This window comes from Streptomyces davaonensis JCM 4913 (genome assembly GCF_000349325.1).
GTDB classification, from domain to species: domain Bacteria; phylum Actinomycetota; class Actinomycetes; order Streptomycetales; family Streptomycetaceae; genus Streptomyces; species Streptomyces davaonensis.
Window position 1 is genome coordinate 4,123,515 of record NC_020504.1, and the last position, 23,496, is coordinate 4,147,010.

Consider the following 23,496-nt stretch of genomic DNA (forward strand, 5'->3'; position numbering starts at 1 on the left):
TCTGTGGCCTTTCCCTGATGCGTTGCAGCGTCTACCAGTATCGCCGACGGGCACGGCAAGGGCGGCCCCGGAGCATCCCGGGGCCGCCCTGACGAAGCAGCGGTGACTACTTACGGCTGTAGTTCGGCGCCTCGACCGTCATCTGGATGTCGTGCGGGTGGCTCTCCTTCAGGCCCGCCGAGGTGATGCGGACGAACCGGCCGTTGGCCTGGAGGTCCGGCACGGTCCGGCCGCCGACGTAGAACATCGACTGGCGCAGACCGCCGACCAGCTGGTGGACGACCGAGGAGAGCGGGCCGCGGTAGGGGACCTGGCCCTCGATGCCCTCGGGGACGAGCTGCTCGTCGGAGGCGACGCCCTCCTGGAAGTAGCGGTCCTTGGAGAACGACTTGCGGTCGCCGCGGGACTGCATGGCGCCCAGCGAGCCCATGCCGCGGTACGACTTGAACTGCTTGCCGTTGATGAACATCAGCTCGCCCGGCGACTCCTCGCAGCCCGCGAGCAGCGAGCCGAGCATCACCGTGTCGGCGCCCGCGACCAGGGCCTTGGCGATGTCGCCGGAGTACTGGAGGCCGCCGTCGCCGATGACCGGGATGCCGGCCTCCTTGGCGGCGAGGGACGCCTCGTAGATGGCGGTGACCTGCGGGACGCCGATGCCGGCGACGACGCGGGTGGTGCAGATGGAGCCGGGGCCGACGCCGACCTTGATGCCGTCCACACCGGCGTCGATCAGCGACTGGGCGCCGTCGCGCGTGGCGATGTTGCCGCCGATGACGTCGACGCCGGAGGAGTTCGACTTGATCTTGGCGACCATGTCGCCGACCAGCCGGGAGTGACCGTGCGCGGTGTCCACGACGATGAAGTCGACACCGGCCTCGATCAGGGCCTGGGCGCGCTCGAAGGCGTCACCGGCCACGCCGACCGCGGCGCCGACCAGCAGGCGGCCCTCGGCGTCCTTCGCGGCGTTCGGGTACTGCTCCGCCTTGACGAAGTCCTTGACCGTGATCAGGCCCTTGAGGACGCCCGAGTCGTCGACCAGCGGCAGCTTCTCGATCTTGTGCTTGCGCAGCAGCTCCATGGCCTCGACACCGGTGGTGCCGACCTTGCCGGTGACCAGCGGCATCGGCGTCATGACCTCGCGGACGCGGCGCGAGCGGTCCGTCTCGAAGGCCATGTCACGGTTGGTGACGATGCCGAGGAGCTTCTTGTCGCCGTCGGTGACCGGGACGCCGCTGATGCGGAACTTGGCACAGAGCGCGTCGGCCTCGGCGAGGGTCGCGTCCGGGTGCACGGTGATCGGGTCGGCCACCATGCCGGACTCGGAGCGCTTGACCAGGTCGACCTGGTTGGCCTGGTCCTCGATGGAGAGATTGCGGTGCAGTACGCCGACGCCGCCCTGGCGGGCCATCGCGATCGCCATCCGCGACTCGGTGACCTTGTCCATGGCGGCGGACAGCAGCGGGATGTTCACCCGCACGTTCTTGGAGACGTACGAGGCGGTGTCGATGTCATCGGGCGCCATGTCCGACGCGCCCGGCAGCAGCAGCACATCGTCGTAGGTCAGCCCGAGTGTCGCGAATTTGGCGGGCACTCCGTCGACGTTGGCAGTCATGACACCTTCCCCAAATGGCCTTGATCGGTGCGGATGTCCATGCTAACGGGAAGCGGGGGTAGCAAATTCCACGGTTGTGGGTGACCCCGGGCTTCGTATGTTCGTACGGAGTCGAGGCGGCGCCTGTTCAACCAAGGGCCGGTTACTGCTCCGCGAGCGCCCGGAGCCTGCTCAGCGCGCGGTGCTGGGCAACGCGCACCGCTCCGGGTGACATTCCCAACATCTGACCCGTCTCCTCCGCGGTCAACCCCACGGCGATCCGCAGCAGCAGCAGCTCGCGCTGGTTCTCCGGCAGGTTGGCCAGCAGTTTCTTGGCCCATTCGGCGTCGCTGCTGAGCAGGGCGCGCTCCTCGGGGCCGAGGGAGTCGTCGGGCCGCTCCGGCATCTCGTCCGAGGGCACGGCCGTGGATCCGGGGTGGCGCATGGCCGCGCGCTGAAGGTCGGCGACCTTGTGCGCGGCGATGGCGAAGACGAAGGCCTCGAAGGGGCGGCCGGTGTCGCGGTAGCGCGGCAGGGCGAGCAGGACGGCGACGCAGACCTCCTGCGCGAGGTCCTCCACGAAGTGCCGGGCATCGCCCGGGAGCCGGGACAGCCGGGTGCGGCAGTAGCGCAGTGCGAGGGGGTGGACATGGGCGAGCAGGTCGTGCGTGGCCTGCTCGTCCCCGTCTACGGCGCGATGGACGAGTGCACCGATCGCCCCTGCGGCAGTGGCCGCCTCGTCGTCGCGCATCGGTCCATGGTGCCTTGCGGCCTCGCGGTCCGTGGCACCGCGTCCATTGTTGTGCACCGAAGCGTTATGAGCAGGTGCGCCGGAACTCATCTCCTGCGCCCTCCCCTTCCGCTCGACCGACTCGTCCCCGAGAGACTCCACATCTCCAAGGATGCGGCATCCGCGCCGAAACGAGCACCGGGCGCCGCCGGCGCCTCTCGACGGGCCGAGCATCCGCGCCCCTTAAGGGGCGCGGGACAGCATCCATATGCGGCTACCGCCGCGTGGGCCCGACCAGCCACGACGAACCCGCGGCCGCAGTACGACACAACGCGGCACTCACGGTGAGGCGTTTAACGAACCAGACCCCACCGGAAGCCGAGCGCCACGGCATGCGCCCGGTCCGAAGCGCCGAGCTTCTTGAACAACCGACGAGCGTGCGTCTTGACCGTGTCCTCGGAGAGGAACAGCTCGCGCCCGATCTCGGCGTTCGACCGCCCGTGGCTCATACCCTCCAGCACCTGGATCTCACGCGCGGTGAGCGTAGGTGCCGCCCCCATCTCCGCGGACCGCAGCCGCCGCGGGGCGAGCCGCCACGTCGGATCGGCGAGAGCCTGGGTCACGGTCGCCCGCAGCTCCGCACGCGAGGCGTCCTTGTGCAGGTACCCCCGGGCGCCCGCGGCCACCGCGAGAGCGACCCCGTCCAGGTCCTCCGCGACGGTGAGCATGATGATGCGCGCACCGGGGTCGGCGGACAGCAGTCGCCGGACGGTCTCGACGCCGCCCAGGCCGGGCATGCGCACGTCCATCAGGATCAGGTCGGAGCGGTCGGCGCCCCAGCGGCGGAGGACTTCCTCGCCGTTGGCCGCCGTCGTCACACGCTCGACGCCCGGCACGGTCGCCACCGCACGGCGGAGCGCCTCTCGGGCAAGCGGGGAGTCGTCGCAGACGAGGACGGATGTCATGGCCGCCCTCCGCAGCTGATGCACGTCACCTTGAGCCTCCAGGCTGGTACGAATCGTCACCTGTGCGGTCGACCGTCTCGGACGCCTGCCCGAGCGCTTGTTCCTTCAACCGCCTCCGCACTCTCAACGACGGTCACTCGAAAGAGTTACGGGGCCGTGCGTCGTCTTCGGCACTCTACGTGAGGGCACCGACACGGTGCAGACATGCAGGGCAGACCCTCAAGCTTTCATCACAAGCCATGCCCCATTCGGCCCTTTTTCTTCCCTTTTGCTGGTGTCTGAGGCTAGATTCGCAATGAGTCATATTTTCATCTCCTTAGATCGTAGTTGTACGGTCGTGGACACCGTATCCGCCCAGAACGGCTACAAGGGGTCACGTAATGGCAGATTTCTCCCGCCTTCCCGGACCGAACGCGGACCTGTGGGACTGGCAGCTGCTGGCTGCCTGTCGCGGGGTGGACAGCTCGCTCTTCTTCCATCCGGAGGGCGAGCGCGGTGCGGCTCGGAGCGCACGTGAGAACTCGGCCAAGGAGGTCTGCATGAGGTGCCCGGTTCGTGCCCAGTGCGCGGCGCACGCGCTCGCGGTGCGCGAACCGTACGGCGTGTGGGGCGGCTTGACCGAGGACGAGCGCGAAGAGCTCATGGGGCGGGCGCGCCACCGGCTGGTGTCGGCGTCGGCCGGCGGCGGCGAGACCGCCTCGAACAACTGAAGTAACGTTTCTTCAACTCAGGGCACGCGCACGCGTGCCCTTACTTCTGCGCCGCCAACCGCTCGCGGGCGTCCCGCACTTGGCGGTGCGCCGCCCGCGCGAGCTGCTCCAGGGTCGCCGTCACCGCCGGAACCTGGGCGAGGTCGGGCAGGGTGAGGGCGACGATCTCCCGTCGTACCGCCGGTTCCAGGGTCACCATGCGGGCCCCGCGCGGGCGTACCGACTCCACCGCGAGCTGGGGCAGAACGGCCACGCCGAGGCCCGCGCCGACCAGGCCGACCACGGCCGGGTAGTCGTCGGTGGCGAAGTCGATGCGGGGAGTGAAGCCGGCGCCCTCGCACACCTCGACCAACTGGCCGCGGCAGCGCGGGCATCCGGCGATCCAGGGCTCGGCGGCGAGTTCGCCGATGGCCACGGACTCCGCGCGGGCGAGCCGGTGACGCTCCGGTACGAGGGCGACGAGGCGGTCGGTGAGCAGGGGCCGTACGACGAGGTCGTCCCATTCGCCTTCCTGGGCCGCCCCTTCGTAGCGGAAGGCGAGGGCGAGGTCGCAGTCGCCCTCGCGGAGCAGCTCCACCGACTTCGGCGGCTCGGCCTCCTCCAGGGAGACGCGGGTGCCGGGGTGGGCGGCGCGCAGGGCGGCGAGGGCGGCGGGGACGAGGGTGGAGCTGCCGCTGGGGAAGGAGACCAGGCGGACCCGTCCGGCGCGCAGGCCCGCGATGGCGGCGACCTCCTCCTCGGCGGCGGTGAGTCCGGCGAGGATCCCTGCCGCGTGCCGGACGAGGGCCTCGCCGGCCTGGGTCAGGCGCATCTCGCGGCCGCTGCGGATCAGCAGCGGGGTGCCGACGGACGCCTCCAGCGCCTTCATCTGCTGACTGACGGCGGGCTGGGTGCAGCCCAGCTCACGCCCTGCCGCGGAGAAGGAGCCGGTGGCGGCGACGGCGCGCAGCACTCGGAGATGTCGGGCCTCGATCACGTCTCAAGGATAAGCGGTCCTTTGATACGGCGCCCATTAATGCACCAACGCTTTGACCGTCCGTCGCCTACCGTTTCTCGCATGGAGCTTCTTTCTCTCAATCTCGGCCGCCGGACGTCCGTCCCCTACACCGACCACCCCGAGGGCGTGACCGGTATCGACAAGCGGCCGGTCGAAGGGCCGGTGCGGGTGACGGCGCCGGGGCCGAAGGGGACCGGGGCGAGCGGTCTGGCCGGGGACGACGTGTGCGACACCCGCCATCACGGCGGGAACGACCAGGCCGTGTACGCGATGGCACGCGAGGACCTGGACGACTGGGAGCGGGAGCTGGGCCGGACGCTGGCCAATGGCTCCTTCGGCGAGAACTTCACGACGCTCGGCCTGGATGTCTCCGGTGCCCTGATCGGTGAGCGCTGGCGGGTCGGGCCCGAGCTGGTGCTGGAGGTGACCAGCGGGCGGATTCCGTGCCGTACGTTCCAGGCCCATATCGGTGAGGAGCGCTGGGTGAAGCGGTTCACGGCGAAGGGGGCGCCGGGCGCGTATCTGCGGGTGATCGAGCCCGGCGAGGTGCGGGCGGGCGACGCCGTCGAGATAGTGCACCGGCCGGACCACGACGTGACGGTGGCGTTGGCGTTCCGGGCGGCGACCACGCAGCGGGAACTGCTGCCGCGGGTGCTGGCGGCGGGCGAAGCGCTGCATCCGGAGGAGCTGGACACGGCACGGAAGTACGTGGCGAAGTTCGGGAACTGACATGCCGCCACATGGCGGCGGGGTGGGTGGGTCCTGGGAAGGAGGCGGACAGAAAGCGGATTCCGTTGATCCGGGTCACTAATCTTGGGCCATGACAACGGCTCTCATCACGGGATCGACCGCGGGCCTCGGCGCCGCGTTCGCGCGGCGGCTGGCCGCCGACGGGCACAACCTCGTCCTGGTCGCGCGGGACACCAAGCGGCTGCGCGAGCAGGCGACCGAGCTGCACGACCGGCACGGCATCGAGGCGGAGGTCCTGACGGCGGACCTGGCGACGGACAAGGGCATCGAGACGGTCGCCGACCGGCTCGCCGACCGCCGCAGCCCCGTCGACCTGCTGATCAACAACGCCGGTTTCGGCAACAAGGGCCGCTATCTCGACGTCTCGATGGCCGATGAGCTGAAGATGCTCAAGGTGCACTGCGAGGCGGTGCTGCGGCTGACGTCGGCCGCGGCCGGGGCGATGCGCGAACGGGGCCGGGGCGGGGTCGTCAACGTCGCCTCGGTCGCCGCCTTCGTGCCCCGCGGGACCTACGGCGCCTCCAAGGCGTGGGTCGTGCAGTTCACCCAGGGCGCGGCGAAGGACCTCGCCGGCAGCGGGGTGCGGCTGATGGCGCTGTGCCCCGGCTTTGTGCGCACCGAGTTCCATGAGCGGGCCGGGATGGGCACGGACAACATCCCGGGGTGGATGTGGCTGGACGCCGACAAGGTGGGCCGCGGCGGGTCTCGCGGATCTGGCGCGCGGCAGGACGGTGTCCATCCCGGACCCCCGGTACAAGGTGCTGATGGGCGTCACCAAGGTCGTCCCGCGCGGGATGCTCGGCGGGATCACATCCAGAACGGGCCGCAAGTACGGGCCTCAGTAGGGCGCGCCCGCGCACAACCGGAGGACAATGGTGCTGTTCGACCGGACCCCCGGGGGACGGAGGCGGCGCCATGACGTTCGTACAGCTCATCGACTGCAAGACGAGCCGGTTCGACGAGATGAACCGGCTGATGGACACGTGGGTCGAGCAGACCAAGGGGAAGCGGACCGCGACGCACAACGTGATCGGCAAGGACCGGTCCGACGCGTCGCACTTCATCGAGATCGTGGAGTTCCCGTCGTACGAGGAGGCGATGCGGAACTCGAACCTGCCGGAGACCGACAAGATCTTCCGGGACATGGTCGCCCTGTGCGACGAGATGCCGACGTTCACCGATCTGGACGTCGTGCGTGACGAGCAGTTGTACGCGACGACCGCGCGGCGGTTCTTCGACGAACTGGCCGCGAAGGGGGACCTGCCCCCCTTCAACGACGTGCTGATCGAGGACTACCACGACCACGATCCGGCCAACCCGCAAGACAACATCGGGATGGACGCGATCCGGCGCGAGGCGGAGATGTGGCGGGGCGCCTTCGACTTCTCGTTCACCATCGAGGACCAGATGGCCCAGGGCGACCGGGTGTGCACCCGCTGGACCTGGAACGGCCTGCACAAGGGTGACTTCATGGGCATCGCGGCCACCGGCAAGCAGGTGTCCATGACCGGGACGACCGTCCACCGGTGCACCGCGGACGGGAAGATCGCCGAGGGCTGGTGGCAGTACGACCGGCTCGGGCTGATGGAGCAGTTGGGCGCGCTGGACGCGCTGGAGCAGTAGGGGCAACGCGAAGGCCCGGCACCCTCGCGGATGCCGGGCCTTCAGCTGACGTACGTCAGTGAGCGTGGCCGTGACCGTGACCAGCGGCCGCCGGCTCCTCCTCTTCCTTCTTCTCGACGACCAGGGTCTCGGTCGTGAGCAGCAGGGAGGCGATGGAGGCGGCGTTCTCCAGGGCGGAGCGGGTGACCTTCACCGGGTCGATGACGCCGGCCTTGACCAGGTCGCCGTACTCGCCGGTGGCGGCGTTGAAGCCCTGGCCCTTGTCGAGCTCGGCGACCTTGGAGGTGATGACGTAGCCCTCGAGGCCGGCGTTCTCGGCGATCCAGCGCAGCGGCTCGACGACGGCCTTGCGGACGACGGCGACACCGGTGGCCTCGTCGCCGGACTTGCCGAGGCCGCCGTCCAGCACCTTGGCGGCGTGGACCAGAGCGGAGCCACCACCGGAGACGATGCCCTCCTCGACCGCGGCGCGGGTCGCGGAGATGGCGTCCTCCAGACGGTGCTTCTTCTCCTTCAGCTCCACCTCGGTGGCGGCGCCGACCTTGATCACGCACACGCCGCCGGCCAGCTTCGCGAGGCGCTCCTGGAGCTTCTCGCGGTCCCAGTCGGAGTCGGTGTTCTCGATCTCGGCCTTGATCTGGGCGACGCGGCCCACGACGTCCTCGGACTTGCCGGCGCCGTCGACGATGGTCGTGTCGTCCTTGGTGACGGTGATGCGGCGGGCGGAGCCCAGCACATCCAGACCGGCCTGGTCGAGCTTGAGGCCGACCTCCTCGGAGATGACCGTGGCGCCGGTGAGGATCGCCATGTCCTGGAGCATCGCCTTGCGGCGGTCACCGAAGCCGGGGGCCTTGACCGCGACCGCGTTGAAGGTGCCGCGGATCTTGTTCACGACCAGGGTCGACAGGGCCTCGCCCTCGACGTCCTCGGCGATGATCAGCAGCGGCTTGGAGGCACCGGCCTGGATGACCTTCTCCAGCAGCGGCAGCAGGTCCTGGATGGAGGAGATCTTGCCCTGGTTGATGAGGATGTAGGGGTCCTCCAGGACGGCCTCCATGCGCTCCTGGTCCGTCACGAAGTACGGCGACAGGTAGCCCTTGTCGAAGGCCATGCCCTCGGTGAAGTCCAGCTCCAGGCCGAAGGTGTTGGACTCCTCGACGGTGATGACACCGTCCTTGCCGACCTTGTCCATCGCCTCGGCGATGAGCTCGCCGACCTGCTGGTCCTGGGCGGACAGCGCGGCGACGGCCGCGATGTCGGCCTTGTCCTCGATGGGACGGGCGGTGGCGAGGAGGTCCTCGGACACGGCGGCGACGGCCGCGTCGATGCCCTTCTTCAGCAGCGCCGGGGAGGCACCCGCGGCGACGTTCTTCAGGCCCTCACGGACCAGCGCCTGGGCGAGCACGGTGGCGGTGGTGGTGCCGTCACCCGCGATGTCGTTGGTCTTGGTCGCCACCTCCTTCACCAGCTGGGCGCCGAGGTTCTCGTACGGGTCCTCGACCTCGACCTCACGGGCGATGGTGACACCGTCGTTGGTGATGGTCGGCGCGCCGAACTTCTTGTCGATGACGACGTTGCGGCCCTTGGGGCCGATGGTCACCTTGACCGTGTCGGCCAGCTTGTTGACGCCGCGCTCGAGGGCGCGACGGGCGTCCTCGTCGAACTTCAGGATCTTCGCCATGGGAGCGGTTCAGCCCTCTCGGAAAACGTGGGTGAAAAAGCGAACTGCGCCCCTGACGCCCGGCTTCATAAGGTCGCGGGGGCCCGGGGCGCAGCTCGAAAAGCAGAAATGCTGAAGTGAATTACTTCTCGATGATCGCGAGCACGTCGCGGGACGAGAGGACGAGGTACTCCTCGCCGTTGTACTTCACCTCGGTGCCGCCGTACTTGCTGTACAGCACGATGTCGCCGACCTTCACGTCGAGCGGCAGACGCTCGCCGTTCTCGAAGCGGCCCGGACCGACGGCGAGGATGACGCCCTCCTGGGGCTTCTCCTTCGCGGTGTCCGGGATGACCAGGCCAGAGGCCGTGGTCTGCTCGGCGTCGAGCGGCTGGACCACGATGCGGTCCTCGAGCGGCTTGATGGCAACCTTGGAGCTGGCGGTCGTCACGATCCGACCTCCCCCTTCGGAGATCTCACGGGGTTAACTGTCTGAGGTGGCGACCAGGTCGATCCGTCGTCGCGGGTGCCGGACCTGCCCGTCGCGTGTGTTGGCACTCTCCAGGGGGGAGTGCCAGACCCGAGACTATGACCGCGATTAGCACTCGGTCAAGCGGACTGCTAATCGCGTCCCCGAGGGGACCCTGAGGAGACCCGAGGAGCGCTCCTACAGGTAGTCCTCCAAGCGGGCCGGCCTGAGCCCCCGCTCCCGGATCTCCGCCAGCAGCCGACGCGTCCGCTCCACGAGCGGCAGCCCCGTCGGATCGTGCGAGGGCAGCGACACGATGTCGCCGGGGCCAAGGCGCCGCGGGCCCTCGGTGTACGTCAGTTCGCCGTCGCTCTCCATCGACGCCCGCCACAGCACCACCGCCGAGATCCCGCAGCCGGCCGCCACGCGCCGCGTGGTCGTGTCGTACCTGCCGTGCGGTGGGCGGAAGAGGCGGGGCCGGGCGCCGAAGCGGGCTCGGAGTTTGTTCTGCTGGCCGCAGATCTCGGCGCGCTGGCCGGCGTGAGGCAGGCCGCGCAGGGTCGTGTGGTCGAGGGTGTGGTTCTGGATCGAGGCGCCCACCGCCTGGAGGCGGGCGAAGTGCCCGTACCCCGGCCCGACCACGCTGTCCGTGAGGAACATGGCGACCGGGAGCCGCAGTTCGCGGACCAGGTCGATGAAGCGGGGGTCCTGTTCGGCGCCGTCGTCGTAGGTGAGGAAGACGACCTTGTCGTCGGTGGGGACGCGGTGCACGACCGGGGCCAGGACGGCGCCTGGGGCCCGCAGGGGCGGCCTCTCCGAGGAGCCCGCGGCCTGGGCGCAGCCCGTCAGGAGTACGGCCGCCACGGCCCCGGCGAGCAGGCCCCTGGGCCTCACAGGTAGTCCTCCAGCCGGGCCACCGCGTACCCCTTGGCGGTGACCCGGTCGAGGAACCGGCGGATCATGTCGGGCATGGTGCCCTTCCAGTGCTCCTTGCCCCGGAAGTGGCTGAGCACGATGTCGCCGGGGTGGATGTCCCGGTCCCATTCGCGGTAGGCCCAGTGGTCGACGAAGACCTCCTCGTTCCACAGGGGCGCATGGGTGATGCCGCAGGACTTGGCGGCGCGCAGGGTGTTCCCGTTGTAGCTGCCGAAGGGCGGACGGAAGAGGACGGGCCGCTTGCCGTAGCGCTCCTCGATCACGTCCTGCATGCCGCAGATCTCGTGCTTCTGGCGGGCGTAGGACAGGCCCGGCAGGTAGGGGTGGTTCAGGGTGTGGTTGTTCAGGCCGACGCCCGCGCGCTGCATCCGCTTGAAGTAGCCGTAGTCCTCCTTGATCAGGTAGTCGCTGAGGAAGGCGGTGTACGGGATCTTCAGCTCGGTCATCATGCGCAGGAAGGCGGGGTCCTTCTCGGCGCCGTCGTCGATGGTGAGGAAGACGATCTTCTGCTCGGTGGGGATCGTGGTGAAGACCGGCGGGAGGTCGTCCTCGGCGTGGCCGTCGACCTCGAAGCCCTTGCGGGTGGTGATCCGCGGCTTCTTCGCGGGCGGCGCCGGGGCGGTCAGCGGGACCTTGGCGAGTCCCCAGCGCCTGGCCGCGGCGGCGCGCGCCAGGGCGGCGGTGCGCAGCCGGGTGGCGTAGGCGTCCAGGGCGCGGGCCGGCGGGGCCAGGAGGGGCTGCCGGCCGGGGGCGGGGCGGGCCCGTGAGCCGTGCGGGGTCTCGCTCCTGTCGCCCCGCTCGCTCTGCGTACAGCCCGAGGCGATGGCGGCGACGGTCAGCACGGCGAGTCCGCCGCGTACTCGCGTCCCCCACAGCACCCGGTTTTTATCATTTCGTCCTACTGCTCGCATGGGGCCGGATCCTCCCAGGCCCCCGCCCCGATCCCGGGCCGACACCGCCACCGCGGGCGCACCGTCCACCGACTGGCTCACAATGACCCGGTGAACGACCTCGATCCCCTCCTCACCCCCGAGGGCCGCGCCCTCCTCGACGAAGTGCGCGGCACCGCCCCCGCCGACGAACTCGCCGTAGCCACCCGGCTGCGCCGTGACCACCCCGCCGAGCTGGTGTCGGCGGCGCTCGGACAGGCCCGGCTGCGGCAGCGGGCGGAGGCGAAGTTCGGGGCCGAGGACGCGCGGCGGATGTACTTCACCCCGAACGGCGTCGAGCAGTCGACCCGGGCGAGCGTGGCCGCGTACCGGGCGGAGCGGCTGCGGGAGCTGGGGGTCGGCTCGGTCGCCGACCTGTGCTGCGGGATCGGCGGGGACGCCATCGCGCTGGCGCGGGCCGGGATCCGGGTGCTGGCCGTGGACCGGGACCCGCTGACCGCGGCCGCCGCGCGTGCCAACGCCGACGCGCTCGGGCTCGCCGGGCTGATCGAGGTGCGGGAGACGGACGTGACGGAGGTCGACACGGCCGGGTACGACGCCGTGTTCGTGGACCCGGCGCGGCGCGGCGGCCGGGGCCGCATCTTCGACCCCGAGGCCTACTCCCCTCCCCTGTCCTGGGCCGTCCAGGCGGCCCTGAAGGCCCCGCACGCCGCCCTGAAGATCGCCCCCGGCGTCCCGCACGAGGCCATCCCCGCCGAGGCCGAGGCCGAGTGGATCTCCGACGGCGGGGACGTGAAGGAGGCCGTGCTGTGGTTCGGCACCGCGCCCGGCGCCGTCCGCGCGACCCTTCTCCCCGGCCCGCGCACGCTCCTCTCCCGGGGGCTCCCGAACCCCGAAGTCCGGCCCGTCGGGCGGTACTTGTACGAGCCCGACGGCGCCGTCATCCGCGCCCATCTGGTCGCCGAGGCCGCCGAGGAGCTGGACGGCGGGCTGATCGACCCGACCATCGCCTACGTCACCGCCGACGCCCTGCGCCCCACCCAGTACGCCTCGGCCTACGAGATCACCGACCGACTCCCCTTCAACGTCAAGAAGTTGAAGGCCCTGCTGCGCGAGCGCGAGGTCGGCGTCCTCACCGTCAAGAAGCGCGGGTCGGCCGTCGAGCCGGAGGAGCTGCGCAAGAAGGTCAAGCCGCAGGGGCCCAATGCCGCGACGGTGTTCCTGACCCGGGTCGCCGGGGCGCCGACGATGCTGGTCGGTCAGCCCGTCTGAGCCCGGCGCAGCAGCAGCTCACGCTCCCGCGCGTTGCGCGTCAGCCCCGCCGCCCGCTCGAACTCCGCGCGCGCCTCCGCCGTACGGCCGAGGCGGTGCAGCAGGTCGCCTCGGACGCTCGGCAGCAAGTGGTAGTCGCGCAGGGCGGGTTCGGCGGCGAGGGCGTCGACGATCTCCAGGGCCGGGGCCGGGCCCTCGGCCATGGACACCGCCACGGCCCGGTTGAGTTCGACGACCGGGGAGGGGGCGCGGGCGGCGAGCAGGGCGTAGAGGGTGGCGATGCTCTTCCAGTCGGTCTCCTCGTAGGTGTACGCGTGCGCGTGGCAGGCGGCGATGGCGGCCTGGAGGGTGTACGGGCCGGGGGCGCCGGGGGCCTCGGCGCGGGCCAGGGCCTTGATGCCGCGGGCGATGAGCATGCGGTTCCAGCGGCGGCGGTTCTGGTCCTTGAGGAGGACCGGCTCGCCGTCCGGTCCGGTGCGGGCGGCGGTGCGGGCGGCCTGGAACTCCAACAGAGCGGTCAGGCCGTGGACTTCGGGTTCCTTCGGCATCAGCGCGGAGAGCACGCGGGCCAGCCGCAGGGCGTCCTCGCACAGGGAGGGGCGCAGCCAGTCGTCGCCCGCGGTGGCGGCGTAACCCTCGTTGAAGATCAGGTAGATGACGTCCAGCACCGAGCCGAGGCGGGCCTCGCGGTCGGGGCCGTAGGGGACCTCGAAGGGGACGTTCCTGGTGGCGAGGGTGCGTTTGGCGCGGACGATGCGCTGGGCGACCGTCGGTTCGGGGACCAGGAAGGCGCGGGCGATCTCGGCCGTGGTCAGGCCGCCGAGGAGGCGCAGGGTGAGGGCGGTGCGGGCCTCGGCGGACAGGGCCGGGTGGCAGGTGGTGAAGACCAGGCGGAGCAGGTCGTCGTCGATGTCGTCCGGGCCCGCGGGCTCCTCGGGCGGAACCGTGGTGTCCGTCGAGCGGCCGATCTCGGCCAGCTTGCGGGCGTAGTTCTCCTTGCGCCGGATCAGGTCGACCGCACGGTGCCGGGCGGTGGTCATGAGCCAGGCGCCCGGGTTGTCGGGCACCCCGTCTTTCGGCCACTGCTCCAGTGCGACGACCAGGGCGTCCTGGGCCAGTTCCTCGGCGATGCCGACGTCCCGGACGATGCGGGCGACGGCGGCGACGATCCTCGGGGACTCGATACGGAAGACGGTCTCGACCGCGCCGCGGGGGTCGGGGGTGGGCTGTGCTGTCACAGCCCACCATGCAACACCCCTCAGGCCCCGGGGGCCAAGGACGTTCAGCCCTCGGCGATCTCGCGCACCTCGCAGGTCACGGTCCAGTGGGACTCGTGGATCTTCAGGAACCGCTGGGTCCACTCGATCGCCTCGGCCCGGTCCTTGCACTGCATGAGGGCGTAGCCGCCGATGACCTCCTTGGCCTCGGTGAACGGCCCGTCGGTGACGGACGTCTCGCCGCCCTGGTAGTGCACCCGGACGCCCTGGGCGGTGGGGGTGAGCCCGGCGGTGTCGAGCAGGATCCCGGCCTTCGTCATCTCCTCGATCAGCTCGCCCATCCGCTGCATCAGACCCTCGCTGGGGCCCTCGGAGGGGGCGTTCTGCTCGTCGATCCGCACGAGCGACAGGTAGCGGGGCATGGTGACTCCTCGTCTCCGGTGGACCGGGTCCTTCCCGGCCTCTCACACCTGCGTCGAACGGGAGACACCCGGATCGACAGCCCCGCCGAAAAAAGTTCGCGGGAATTTTCTCAGCGCAGCGACTCCCACAGTTCGCTCGCCTCCGGCTCCTCGGCGACCACCCGGTTGGGGTCCGACGGGGCCCGTACGACGGGCATGGTCACCGTCGTCACGGCGTCCGCCGACAGGGCCTGCACGCTCCGGCCGAGCCCGGTCAGCTCGGTCAGCGAGTCCAGGCCGGTGTCCGTGGTGAGGCTGCCGGTGACCGCGTCGGCGACCCGGTACAGCTTGGCGGGGTCGGTGAGCAGGTCGGTCGCGGAGATCTGCGTCAGCAGCGCCTTCACCAGTTGCTGCTGGAGACCTATGCGGCCCAGATCGCTGCCGTCGCCTATGCCGTGCCGGGTGCGGGCAAGGGCCAGGGCCTGCTCGCCGTCGAGATGATGGGTCCCGGCCTCCAGGGTGAGGTGGCTGTCCTCGTCGTCGATGTCCTCCTCGGTGGTGACGGTGACCCCGCCGAGCGCGTCCACCAGGTTCGCGAAGCCCGCGAAGTCGATCTCGATGTAGTGGTCCATGCGGACGTCCGTGATCGACTCGACCGTCTTCACCGCGCACACCGGGCCGCCCACCGCGTAGGCGCTGTTGAACATCGCGTTGTAGGCGACCTCGGTCGAGCCACCGTCCTCCAGGGGGCAGGACGGACGGGTGACCAGGGTGTCGCGCGGGATGCTCACCACCGTCGCCTCGGACCGGCCCGGGTCCAGGTGCACCACCATCGCGGTGTCGGAGCGTGCGCCGCCGCTCGCGCCGCCGCCGAGCGCCTGGTTCTCGGCGCCGTCGCGCGAATCCGAGCCCAGGACCAGGATGTTCAGCGCCTCGGTGGGCAGCACCTCGGCCTCCGAGGACTCCGCGGCCTCCGAAGTGGCCGACGGGGTCGCCTTCGGCGGCCGGTTGTCGCCGAGCGCGCTGTCGATGTCGACGCTCTTGATGTTGTCGTTGAGATGCCAGTACGCCCAGCCCGCCGCCCCGGCCGCCAGGACCAGTGCCCCCGCGAGAGTGAGGCCGGCGATCTTCAGCGCTCTCGACCGCCGGCCCACCGCTCTGCTCTCGTCCCCGTTCGCCTCGTCTCCGCTCACAGACAGGAACGTAAGTCCGAATTATTACGGCGAGCGCGTCCGGAACCGGTTTCTTGGGAAATTCTCAGACTTCTCAGCCCAGGGTCACCACCGGGACCGGATTGCTCCCGCTCCACGACCCGTTGAACCCGAAGGTCACCGAACCCCCGTCCGGGACCGTGCCGTTGTAGGAGGCGTTGGAGCAACTGACCGCCGCTCCCGACTGGGTGCAGGTCGCGTTCCAGGACTGGGTGAGCTGCTGCCCGGCGCCGTAGGTCCAGGTCGCCTTCCACGACGACAGCGAGGCCCCGTCGCAGGCGATCCGGACCTGGCCGGTGAACCCGGTGTTCCACTGGTTGACGACGCTGTAGGTCGCCGTGCAGGCGCCCGTCGGCGGTGGTGTGGTCGTGCCGCCGAGGGCCTCCGCGATGGCGTAATACGCCGGTTTCGGCGCGAAGTTCTCGTCGTACGGCGTCGCCGCGCCCTGGCCGGGGAAGGTGTCCGGGATCCAGGAGTCGGAGTCGGTGAAGCCCCAGACGGTCACGCCGACGCACCGGGTCACGGCCACGCAGGCATTGACGACCTGCTTGTACTCGGTGGCCTGCTGGGCGAGTTCGGCGCTGTCCGAGGGCAGGTTCATCCGGATGTCCAGCTCGGTGATGGCCACGTCCACGCCGAGGTCGGCGAAGCGCTGGATGTTCTGCTGGAGCGTGGAGGGCACCTGGCCGAGGATGAGGTGGGCCTGGAGGCCGACGCCGTCGATCGGGACGCCGCGCGCCTTGAGGTCCCGGACCAGGTTGTACAGGGCGGTGGACTTCGCGTTGACGCCCTCGACGTTGTAGTCGTTGATGTAGAGCTTGGGGCTCGGGTCGGCGGCGCGGGCCGCGGTGAGCGCCTCGGCGATGTAGTCGGCGCCGAGGCCGTTGTACCAGAGGGTCTGCCGGTAGGTGCCGTCCTCGTTGAACGGCTCGTTCACCACGTCCCAGGTGGCCAGACGCCCCTCGTAGCGGCCGACCTCGGTGGCGATGTGGTCGGTCATGAGCTGCCGCAACTGGGCGGTGGTCCAGGTGCCGTTGGTCAGCCAGCTCGGGTTCTGGCTGTGCCAGACCAGGGTGTGGCCGCGCACCTGCTGGCCGTTGGCCTCGGCGAAGTTCACGATCTCGTCTGCCTCGGCCCAGTTGAAGCTCCCCCGGGTCGGCTCGACCGAGCCCCATTTCATGGCGTTGCCGGGGGTCAGCGCGTTGAACTCACCGGCGGCGATCCGGCCGTAGGTGCCGGTGAGTTTGGAGCCGGTGACCGCCGTGCCGATCACCTTGCCCTTGGCGTCGGCCAGGTCGCGCAGCGGCTCGTCGGCCGCGTGCGCGGCGGGCGCCGCCAGCAGCGTGCCCGCGAGCAGCGCGACGCCTGCGAGGAGTGAAGCCAGGGTGGAGCCCGTTCTCAGAGATCTCATTGCGGGTGCCTCCGAAAGTTTCGGTCGTTCAACCGACTGGCTTCGGGCAGTGTGGAGGCGGCACGGAACACCCGTCAATACACGAGCCCCTCACCTCCCGGGCGGCACCGAGGTACTGCTGCGCACCACCAGGCTCGTGGCCAGCTCCACCCGGGTCGCCGCCGGATCCCCGTCCTCCTTGGCGAGGTCCAGCACCAGCTTGGCCGCGGCCTCGGCCATCTCGGTCAGCGGCTGCCGTACGGTCGTCAGCGGCGGGCCGACCCAGCGGGCGACCGGCAGATCGTCGAAGCCGACCACGCTGAGGTCCTCCGGGATGCGCAGGCCCAGTTCGCGCGCCGCCTCGTACAGGCCGAGCGCCTGGAGGTCGTTGCCCGCGAAGACGGCGGTCGGCCGGTCGGGGCCGCGCAGCAGTTTCAGGCCTTCCCGGTAGCCGGTCTCGTGGTGGAAGTCGCCGGGCCGGATCAGCGCGGGGTCGACCGGCAGTCCGGCCGTCTCCAGGGCGGCCCGGTAGCCGTCGACGCGGGCGCGGCTGCACATCATCCGGGAGGGTCCGGTGATGGCGCCGATCCGGGTGTGGCCGAGCTCGACCAGGTGCCGGGTGGCGGCGAGGCCGCCCTGCCAGTTGGTGGCGCCGATCGAGGGCACGTCGGCGCCCGGGTCGCCGGCCGGGTCCATCACCACGAACGGGATGGAGCGGCTGGTGAGCAGCGCGCGCTGGGACTCGTCCAGACCGGACAGGACCAGGATCACGCCGTGCGGGCGGCGGGCGGCGACCTGGTCGGCCCAGGTCCGGCCGGGGGTGAGGCGGCCCATGCTCTCGCTGAGCACGACGCTGAGGCCCGCGTCCCGGGCGACGTTCTCCACGCCCCGGATGACCTCCATCGCCCACGCGCTCTCCAGCTCGTGGAAGACCAGGTCGATCAGCGGGGAACGGCTCGCCTCGGCGCGTCGGCGCCGGTAGCCGTGGGCGCGCAGCAGTTCCTCGACGCGGCTGCGGGTGGCGGGGGCGACATCGGCTCTGCCGTTGAGGACCTTCGAAACAGTCGGCGCCGAGACGCCGGCCTCGCGGGCGATCTCGGCGAGCGTCGCGGTCTGTGCGGACCGACCTGTCGCGCGGGTTGTCGTCCGGGTTTCAGCGGGCTCGGAGGGTGTCATGGCGGCGATCGTATCCCTGCGCCCCCTCTTGACGAACCCTTCTCACCGCCCCTAGGTTCCCGGAACATTCGAGGTGAATAACGAAACATTCGCGAGAGGTCGTACGTTTCCTTCGCGAGAGGTCACGAGAGGCCACCGCCCCGACAGGAGTTTCATGACCACCGCCCCCTGGCGCGACCCCGCACTGCCCGCCTCTGCCCGCGTCGACGACCTGCTCTCCCGGATGACCCTTCAGGAGAAGACCGCCCAGCTGTACGGCGTGTGGGTGGGCGCCGCCACGGACGGCGAGGGAGTCGCGCCGCTCCAGCGCGAGATGAGCGCCGACTACGACTGGGACGAACTGATCACGCACGGCCTGGGCCAGCTCACCCGCTCCTTCGGCACCGCCCCCGTGGACCCCGCGCTCGGCGCGCAGGCCCTCGCCCGCGCCCAGCGCCGGATCGCGGCGGCCGGACGCTTCGGCATCCCCGCCGTCGCCCACGAGGAGTGCCTGGCCGGGTTCACCACCTGGCGGGCCACCGCCTACCCGGTGCCGCTGGCCTGGGGAGCGAGCTTCGACCCGCCGCTCGTCGAGGACATGGCCCGCCGGATCGGCGCGGACCTGCGCTCGGTCGGCGTCCACCAGGGGCTCGCGCCCGTCCTGGACGTCGTACGCGATCCGCGCTGGGGGCGGGTGGAGGAGACCATCGGGGAGGACCCGTATCTGACCGGCACCATCGGCACCGCCTATGTGCGGGGCCTGGAGTCGACCGGGGTGATCGCCACGCTCAAGCACTTCGCCGGGTACGCCTCCTCCGCGGGCGCCCGCAATCTCGCGCCCGTGCGGGCCGGAGTGCGCGAGTTCGCCGATGTCACCCTGCCGCCGTTCGAGATGGCGCTGCGCGAGGGCGGGGCGCGCAGTGTGATGGCCGCGTACACCGAGACCGACGGCGTGCCCGCCTCGGCGGATCCCCGGCTGCTGACCGAACTCCTGCGGGAGCAGTGGGGGTTCACCGGCACGGTCGTCGCGGACTACTTCGGCATCGCCTTCCTCCGGTCGCTGCACCGGGTCGCGGGCACCGACGCCGAGGCGGCGCACGCGGCGCTGGCGGCCGGCATCGACGTGGAGCTGCCCACCCTGAAGTGCTACGGCAAGCCCCTCGTGGACGCCGTCCGCGCGGGCGAGGTCCCCGAGGAACTGGTGGACCTCGCGGCCCGTCGCGTCCTGCTCCAGAAATGCGAACTGGGCCTGCTGGACGAGGACTGGGACCCGGAACCGGCCGAGCGCATCGACCTCGACTCCACCGCGGGCCGCACCCTGGCCCGGCGTCTGGCCGAGGAGTCGGTGGTGCTGCTGGACAACCCGGACGGGCTGCTGCCGCTGGCCCAGGACACCCGGATCGCGGTCGTCGGCCCGCGCGCCGCGGACGCCCTGGCGATGCTGGGCTGCTACTCCTTCCCGTCCCATGTCCTCACCCACCACCCCGACGTCCCGATGGGCATCGACATCCCGACCGTCCTTGAGGCCCTGCGCGCCGAACTCCCGGACGCCAAGGTCACGTTCGCGGAAGGGTGCGGGGTGTCCGACCCCGACGAGACGGGGTTCGAGGAGGCGGTGGCGCGGGCGGCCGAGGCGGATGTGTGCCTTGCGGTGCTGGGCGACCGGGCGGGCCTGTTCGGGCGCGGCACCTCGGGCGAGGGCTGCGATGTCAGCGACCTTCGGCTGCCGGGCGTACAGGGCGAGTTGCTGGACGCGCTGGTGGCGACCGGCGTCCCGGTGGTGCTGGTGCTGCTCACCGGCCGCCCCTACGCGCTCGGCCGCTGGCAGGGCCGCCTCGGCGCGGTCGTCCAGGCCTTCTTCCCCGGCGAGGAGGGCGGACCGGCGGTCGCGGGAGTGCTGTCGGGCCGGGTCAACCCGTCGGGACGCCTGCCGGTGAGCGTCCCGCGGGAACCCGGAGGCCAGCCGTGGACGTACCTCCAGCCGCCGCTGGGCCTGGCGGGCGAGGTCAGCAATCTGGACCCGACCCCGCTGTACGCGTTCGGGCACGGGCGCTCGTACACGAGCTTCGCCTGGGAGTCCGACGCGGCGGACGCGGAGATCGGCACGGACGGCTCGTACGAGATGGCCGTGACCGTCCGCAACACCGGGGACCGGGCGGGCGCGGAGGTCGTGCAGCTGTATCTGCACGATCCGGTGGCCTCGGTGACCCGCCCCGATGTCCGGCTGATCGCCTACCAGCGGCTGGAGTTGGAGCCCGGGGAGTCCCGGCGGGTGGCCTTCCGCTTCCACGCGGATCTGTCGTCCTTCACGGATCGTTCAAATCTCAAGGTGGTCGAACCCGGCCTGCTGGAACTACGGTTGGGAACATCCAGCGCGGAGGTGCTGCACACGGCACGACTGACTCTCTCCGGCCCGGTACGGGTGCTCGGCCCGGACCGACGGCTGGTGTGCGAGGCGGTGGTGTCCTGAGCCTTGGGGAGGGGCTCCATGGACAGGTATGTGCACCACGAACTGCGGTCCGTCATCACCGTGTTGGCCGCGGTCGCGGTCTGTGTGCCGGTGACGGTCGCCGTCCACGGGGCCCTGATCGACTCGGGTGATCTGTCGCTGTTCCTGGCCGGGCTGATCGGGTTCGCGGTGCTGTTCACGCTCGCGCAGGCGTCCCGGATCAAGTGGCTGAGCGAGGTGCTGGACTTCGAGGCGGCGGCCCCTCTGGAGGAGCCGCCGCCGGAGGTGTCCCTGCTCCGGCATCCGGTCAATCCCTGGCTGTTCGCCATCATGACGGCCGGGACCCTGGGCACCTCGCTCGCCTGGGAACCCGCGGCGGTCCTGTTCCCGCTGTGGCTGGCGGTGGCCTGGCTGGGCCAGGCCTGGCTGGCCGTCAACTGGGAGCGCGGCAACGGCAAGGTGCTGTGGCGGGGTCACGACCCGGACAAGCCCTGGCGGCTGTCCGTCAGCCCCCGGCAACTGACTCGAACCGCCACCGGTGCACTGCCCGAGTGACCAACTCACCGTCCGGCTCGGGCAGTTCGGGCAGTACGGCGGCAAAGTCGGCGTCCCACCAGGTGATCACCAGCACCCGGTCCTCCGGCGCCCGGAAGGTCTCCCGGCGCAGCGGCGGCTCGGCGAGCCGCTGCCCCGAGACCCAGGCGAGCAGTTCCTCGCCCCGGCCCTCGGCCGCCCGCGCCTCCCACATCAACGCGACCGTCATGAGTACAGGTTCTCCTTGCTGACCTCGTGCACATGATCGTGCCCGGGGACGTGCGGGTCGGTCACCGGCAGTGAGGAGTCGGCCGACAGGTCCCAGCTGGAGGCGGCCCGGTTGCGGGCGACCATCTCCGCGCCGAGCGCGGCGACCATCGCGCCGTTGTCCGTGCACAGCTTCGGACGCGGCACCCGCAGCTCGATACCGGCGGCCTCGCAGCGATGCCGGGCCAGCTCCCGCAGCCGGGAGTTGGCGGCGACCCCGCCGCCGATCATCAGGTGGTCGACGCCCTCGTCCTTGCACGCCCGCACCGCCTTGCGGGTCAGCACGTCCACGACCGCCTCCTGGAAGGAAGCCGCCACGTCACGCACCGGCACCTCCTCCCCCGCCGCCCGCTTCGCCTCGATCCAGCGGGCCACGGACGTCTTCAGACCGGAGAAGGAGAAGTCGTACGCCGGATCCCGGGGGCCGGTGAGCCCGCGCGGGAAGGCAATGGCCCGGGGGTCGCCCTCCTTCGCGTACCGGTCGATGACGGGGCCGCCGGGGAAGCCGAGGTTCAGCACCCGGGCGATCTTGTCGAAGGCCTCGCCGGCCGCGTCGTCGATGGTCGCGCCCATCGGGCGGACGTCGGAGGTGATGTCCGAGGACAGCAGCAGGGAGGAGTGTCCGCCGCTGACCAGCAGGGCCATCGTCGGCTCGGGCAGCGCGCCGTGCTCCAGCTGGTCCACGCAGATGTGCGAGGCGAGGTGGTTCACACCGTAGAGGGGCTTGCCGAGCGCGTAGGCGTACGCCTTGGCCGCGGAGACGCCGACGAGCAGGGCACCGGCCAGACCGGGACCTGCGGTGACCGCGATCCCGTCCAGGTCACGGGCGCTGACGCCCGCCTCCTTCAGCGCCCGGTCGATGGTCGGCACCATCGCCTCCAGGTGCGCGCGCGAGGCGACCTCGGGCACCACGCCGCCGAAGCGGGCGTGCTCGTCGACGCTGGAGGCGACCGCGTCGGCGAGCAGGGTGGTGCCGCGGACGATGCCGACGCCGGTCTCGTCGCAGGACGTCTCGATGCCGAGGACGAGGGGTTCGTCAGCCATGGATCTCGGTTCCTTGTACAGAGGTCGAAGGGTCGTTCAGGCGCATCACGAGGGCGTCCACATTGCCGGGCTGGTAGTAGCCGCGCCGGAAGCCGATGGCCTCGAAGCCGTAGCGCTCGTAGAGCTTCTGGGCGCGGATGTTGTCGACGCGGCACTCCAGCATCACTTCGGCGCACTCGAAGGCGGTGGCCGCCCGCAGCAGCTCGGTCAGCAGCCGCCCGCCGAGGCCGGTGCCCCACTGGTCGCGGGCCACGGCGATGGTCTGGATGTCGGCGAGGTCACCGGAGGCGGCGAGCCCCGCGTACCCGACGATCCGCTCGCCCTCGACCGCGACGAGGTACCGCCGGGTCGCCTCCGCGCCGCGCGCGTGGGCCAGCTCGGACCAGAACATGCCCCGGGACCAGGCGTCCTCGGGGAACAGCTCCTTCTCGAGGCCCAGCACGGGATCGATGTCCCACCAGCGCATCTCGCGCAGCACCGCTGTCACTTGGGGGTGACCACCTTGTAGTTCTTGGGGACCTGGGCGTCGGGGCGGCGCAGGTACAGCGGTCTGGGCGCGGGCAGTTCCTCGCCCGCCGCGAGCCGCTCGGCGGCCAGCGCGGCGAGGGCGGCGGCCGACACGTGCTCGGGCTCGTGGGCGCTGGGGAAGGTGTCCGGGTAGAGCAGCGCGCCCGCGCCGACCGCGGGCAGTCCCGCGACCCGCTCGGCGATCTCGGCGGGACGGTCGACGGCCGGGTCGGTCAGCCGGGTGCGGGAGTCGGCATACGTCGCCCAGTAGACCTCCTTGCGCCGGGCGTCGGTGGCCACGACGAAGGGGCCCTTGTCGATGTCGGCGGCGTAGGCGAGCGCGTCCAGCGTGCACACGCCGTGCACGGGGACGCCGAGCGCGAGCCCGAAGGTGTCGGCGGTCATCAGACCGACGCGCAGCCCGGTGTACGGGCCGGGCCCGGTCCCCACGACGACGGCGGTGACGGCGTCGAGCCTCAGCCCCGCCTCGGCGAGCACTCGGTCGACGGCCGGCAGCAGCAGCTCGCCGTGACGGCGGGCGTCCACCTGGCTCGACGAGGCGATGACGGCCGTGCCGTCGTGCAGCGCGACGGTGACGGCGGGGGTGGCGGTATCCAGAGCGAGCAAGAGCACGCAAACAGCCTACGGCTCCGCGCGCACGGGCACGGCCGCACCGGTGGAGCGGTCACCGGCTGCTACCGTCGCCGGGAAGCACGACGTACGGCGAA

Annotated in this window: 23 protein-coding genes and 1 pseudogene; 7 read left to right on the top strand and 17 right to left on the bottom strand. The window is 71.0% G+C overall.

The window, feature by feature from the left end:
- Positions 1 to 106 precede the first annotated feature (106 nt).
- From guaB to BN159_RS17855, 3 genes are all read right to left on the bottom strand, one after another.
- Positions 107 to 1,612, bottom strand: a complete 1,506-nt coding sequence (gene guaB, locus BN159_RS17845) for an IMP dehydrogenase (RefSeq protein WP_015658405.1) — start codon at positions 1,610 to 1,612, stop codon at positions 107 to 109.
- A gap of 142 nt (positions 1,613 to 1,754) precedes the next feature.
- Positions 1,755 to 2,342, bottom strand: a complete 588-nt coding sequence (locus BN159_RS17850) for a sigma-70 family RNA polymerase sigma factor (protein ID WP_015658406.1) — start codon at positions 2,340 to 2,342, stop codon at positions 1,755 to 1,757.
- A 332-nt stretch (positions 2,343 to 2,674) separates the two neighbouring features.
- Positions 2,675 to 3,286 (bottom strand): response regulator transcription factor, encoded by a 612-nt coding sequence (locus tag BN159_RS17855; RefSeq protein WP_003948568.1) that lies wholly within the window; start codon positions 3,284 to 3,286, stop codon positions 2,675 to 2,677.
- Positions 3,287 to 3,666: 380 nt separating this feature from the next.
- Between BN159_RS17855 and BN159_RS17860 the strand changes: the two genes are divergently transcribed.
- Entirely contained in the window at positions 3,667 to 3,996 is a 330-nt protein-coding gene (locus BN159_RS17860) for a WhiB family transcriptional regulator (protein WP_015658407.1), read from the top strand.
- A 40-nt stretch (positions 3,997 to 4,036) separates the two neighbouring features.
- Here the strand turns inward: BN159_RS17860 and BN159_RS17865 are convergent, their stop codons facing one another.
- Positions 4,037 to 4,972 carry a LysR family transcriptional regulator gene (locus BN159_RS17865; protein WP_015658408.1) on the bottom strand — a complete coding sequence of 312 codons (936 nt, stop codon included), beginning with the start codon at positions 4,970 to 4,972 and terminating at the stop codon, positions 4,037 to 4,039.
- Positions 4,973 to 5,053: 81 nt separating this feature from the next.
- Here BN159_RS17865 and BN159_RS17870 point away from each other — a divergent pair, with 81 nt between their 5' ends.
- The 3 genes and pseudogenes from BN159_RS17870 to BN159_RS17880 all read left to right on the top strand — a co-directional run bounded on the left by BN159_RS17870 (position 5,054) and on the right by BN159_RS17880 (position 7,366).
- Positions 5,054 to 5,722 (top strand): MOSC domain-containing protein, encoded by a 669-nt coding sequence (locus BN159_RS17870; protein WP_015658409.1) that lies wholly within the window; start codon positions 5,054 to 5,056, stop codon positions 5,720 to 5,722.
- Between the two features lie 91 nt (positions 5,723 to 5,813).
- Positions 5,814 to 6,588 (top strand): annotated as a pseudogene (locus BN159_RS17875) (SDR family NAD(P)-dependent oxidoreductase).
- 70 nt (positions 6,589 to 6,658) lie between these two features.
- Positions 6,659 to 7,366 (top strand): ester cyclase, encoded by a 708-nt coding sequence (locus tag BN159_RS17880; protein WP_015658411.1) that lies wholly within the window; start codon positions 6,659 to 6,661, stop codon positions 7,364 to 7,366.
- Between the two features lie 55 nt (positions 7,367 to 7,421).
- On the opposite strand, the gene groL is transcribed toward BN159_RS17880, so the two are convergent.
- The 4 genes from groL to BN159_RS44845 all read right to left on the bottom strand — a co-directional run bounded on the left by groL (position 7,422) and on the right by BN159_RS44845 (position 11,342).
- Positions 7,422 to 9,047: a chaperonin GroEL gene (groL, locus tag BN159_RS17885; protein WP_015658412.1), complete on the bottom strand. Its 1,626-nt coding sequence runs from the start codon at positions 9,045 to 9,047 to the stop codon at positions 7,422 to 7,424.
- Between the two features lie 121 nt (positions 9,048 to 9,168).
- Positions 9,169 to 9,477 (bottom strand): co-chaperone GroES, encoded by a 309-nt coding sequence (gene groES / locus BN159_RS17890; RefSeq protein WP_015658413.1) that lies wholly within the window; start codon positions 9,475 to 9,477, stop codon positions 9,169 to 9,171.
- Positions 9,478 to 9,693: 216 nt separating this feature from the next.
- Positions 9,694 to 10,389, bottom strand: a complete 696-nt coding sequence (locus tag BN159_RS17895) for a polysaccharide deacetylase family protein (protein ID WP_015658414.1) — start codon at positions 10,387 to 10,389, stop codon at positions 9,694 to 9,696.
- Entirely contained in the window at positions 10,386 to 11,342 is a 957-nt protein-coding gene (locus BN159_RS44845; protein ID WP_015658415.1) for a polysaccharide deacetylase family protein, read from the bottom strand. Before BN159_RS44845 ends, BN159_RS17895 begins: the two co-directional genes overlap by 4 nt.
- A 90-nt stretch (positions 11,343 to 11,432) precedes the next feature.
- Here BN159_RS44845 and BN159_RS44850 point away from each other — a divergent pair, with 90 nt between their 5' ends.
- A complete protein-coding gene (locus BN159_RS44850) occupies positions 11,433 to 12,593 on the top strand; it encodes a THUMP-like domain-containing protein (protein ID WP_015658416.1) in 1,161 nt (386 codons plus the stop codon).
- Here BN159_RS44850 and BN159_RS17910 read toward each other — a convergent pair.
- The 5 genes from BN159_RS17910 to BN159_RS17930 form a co-directional block, all read right to left on the bottom strand.
- Positions 12,581 to 13,831: an RNA polymerase sigma factor gene (locus BN159_RS17910; protein ID WP_015658417.1), complete on the bottom strand. Its 1,251-nt coding sequence runs from the start codon at positions 13,829 to 13,831 to the stop codon at positions 12,581 to 12,583. The genes BN159_RS44850 and BN159_RS17910 overlap by 13 nt on opposite strands.
- A gap of 44 nt (positions 13,832 to 13,875) precedes the next feature.
- Positions 13,876 to 14,232 carry a YciI family protein gene (locus BN159_RS17915; protein WP_015658418.1) on the bottom strand — a complete coding sequence of 119 codons (357 nt, stop codon included), beginning with the start codon at positions 14,230 to 14,232 and terminating at the stop codon, positions 13,876 to 13,878.
- 110 nt (positions 14,233 to 14,342) lie between these two features.
- The gene (locus BN159_RS17920) at positions 14,343 to 15,404 is read right to left on the bottom strand and encodes an LCP family protein (protein WP_051113519.1); all 1,062 of its coding nucleotides are present in this window, start codon (positions 15,402 to 15,404) and stop codon (positions 14,343 to 14,345) included.
- A 73-nt stretch (positions 15,405 to 15,477) separates the two neighbouring features.
- On the bottom strand, positions 15,478 to 16,833 hold the full coding sequence (locus BN159_RS17925) for an endo-1,4-beta-xylanase (RefSeq protein ID WP_015658420.1): 1,356 nt from the start codon (positions 16,831 to 16,833) through the stop codon (positions 15,478 to 15,480).
- A 90-nt stretch (positions 16,834 to 16,923) separates the two neighbouring features.
- Positions 16,924 to 17,988 carry a LacI family DNA-binding transcriptional regulator gene (locus BN159_RS17930; RefSeq protein WP_015658421.1) on the bottom strand — a complete coding sequence of 355 codons (1,065 nt, stop codon included), beginning with the start codon at positions 17,986 to 17,988 and terminating at the stop codon, positions 16,924 to 16,926.
- Between the two features lie 154 nt (positions 17,989 to 18,142).
- On the opposite strand from BN159_RS17930, the gene BN159_RS17935 reads away from it, so the two are divergent.
- Positions 18,143 to 20,437 carry a beta-xylosidase/alpha-l-arabinosidase gene (locus BN159_RS17935; RefSeq protein ID WP_015658422.1) on the top strand — a complete coding sequence of 765 codons (2,295 nt, stop codon included), beginning with the start codon at positions 18,143 to 18,145 and terminating at the stop codon, positions 20,435 to 20,437.
- An 18-nt stretch (positions 20,438 to 20,455) separates the two neighbouring features.
- On the top strand, positions 20,456 to 20,971 hold the full coding sequence (locus BN159_RS17940; RefSeq protein ID WP_015658423.1) for a hypothetical protein: 516 nt from the start codon (positions 20,456 to 20,458) through the stop codon (positions 20,969 to 20,971).
- Here BN159_RS17940 and BN159_RS17945 read toward each other — a convergent pair.
- From BN159_RS17945 to tsaB, 4 genes are read right to left on the bottom strand one after another with little or no spacing between them, the layout of a single operon-like run.
- A complete protein-coding gene (locus BN159_RS17945; RefSeq protein ID WP_015658424.1) occupies positions 20,922 to 21,179 on the bottom strand; it encodes a hypothetical protein in 258 nt (85 codons plus the stop codon). The two genes, BN159_RS17940 and BN159_RS17945, sit on opposite strands and share 50 nt — an antisense overlap.
- Positions 21,176 to 22,261 (bottom strand): tRNA (adenosine(37)-N6)-threonylcarbamoyltransferase complex transferase subunit TsaD, encoded by a 1,086-nt coding sequence (gene tsaD, locus BN159_RS17950; RefSeq protein WP_015658425.1) that lies wholly within the window; start codon positions 22,259 to 22,261, stop codon positions 21,176 to 21,178. The genes BN159_RS17945 and tsaD overlap by 4 nt, the downstream gene beginning before the upstream one ends.
- Complete coding sequence (gene rimI, locus BN159_RS17955; protein WP_041821449.1) at positions 22,254 to 22,727, bottom strand: ribosomal protein S18-alanine N-acetyltransferase; 474 nt, start codon at positions 22,725 to 22,727, stop codon at positions 22,254 to 22,256. Before rimI ends, tsaD begins: the two co-directional genes overlap by 8 nt.
- A gap of 17 nt (positions 22,728 to 22,744) precedes the next feature.
- Positions 22,745 to 23,401 (bottom strand): tRNA (adenosine(37)-N6)-threonylcarbamoyltransferase complex dimerization subunit type 1 TsaB, encoded by a 657-nt coding sequence (tsaB, locus tag BN159_RS17960; protein WP_015658427.1) that lies wholly within the window; start codon positions 23,399 to 23,401, stop codon positions 22,745 to 22,747.
- Positions 23,402 to 23,496: the final 95 nt, after the last annotated feature.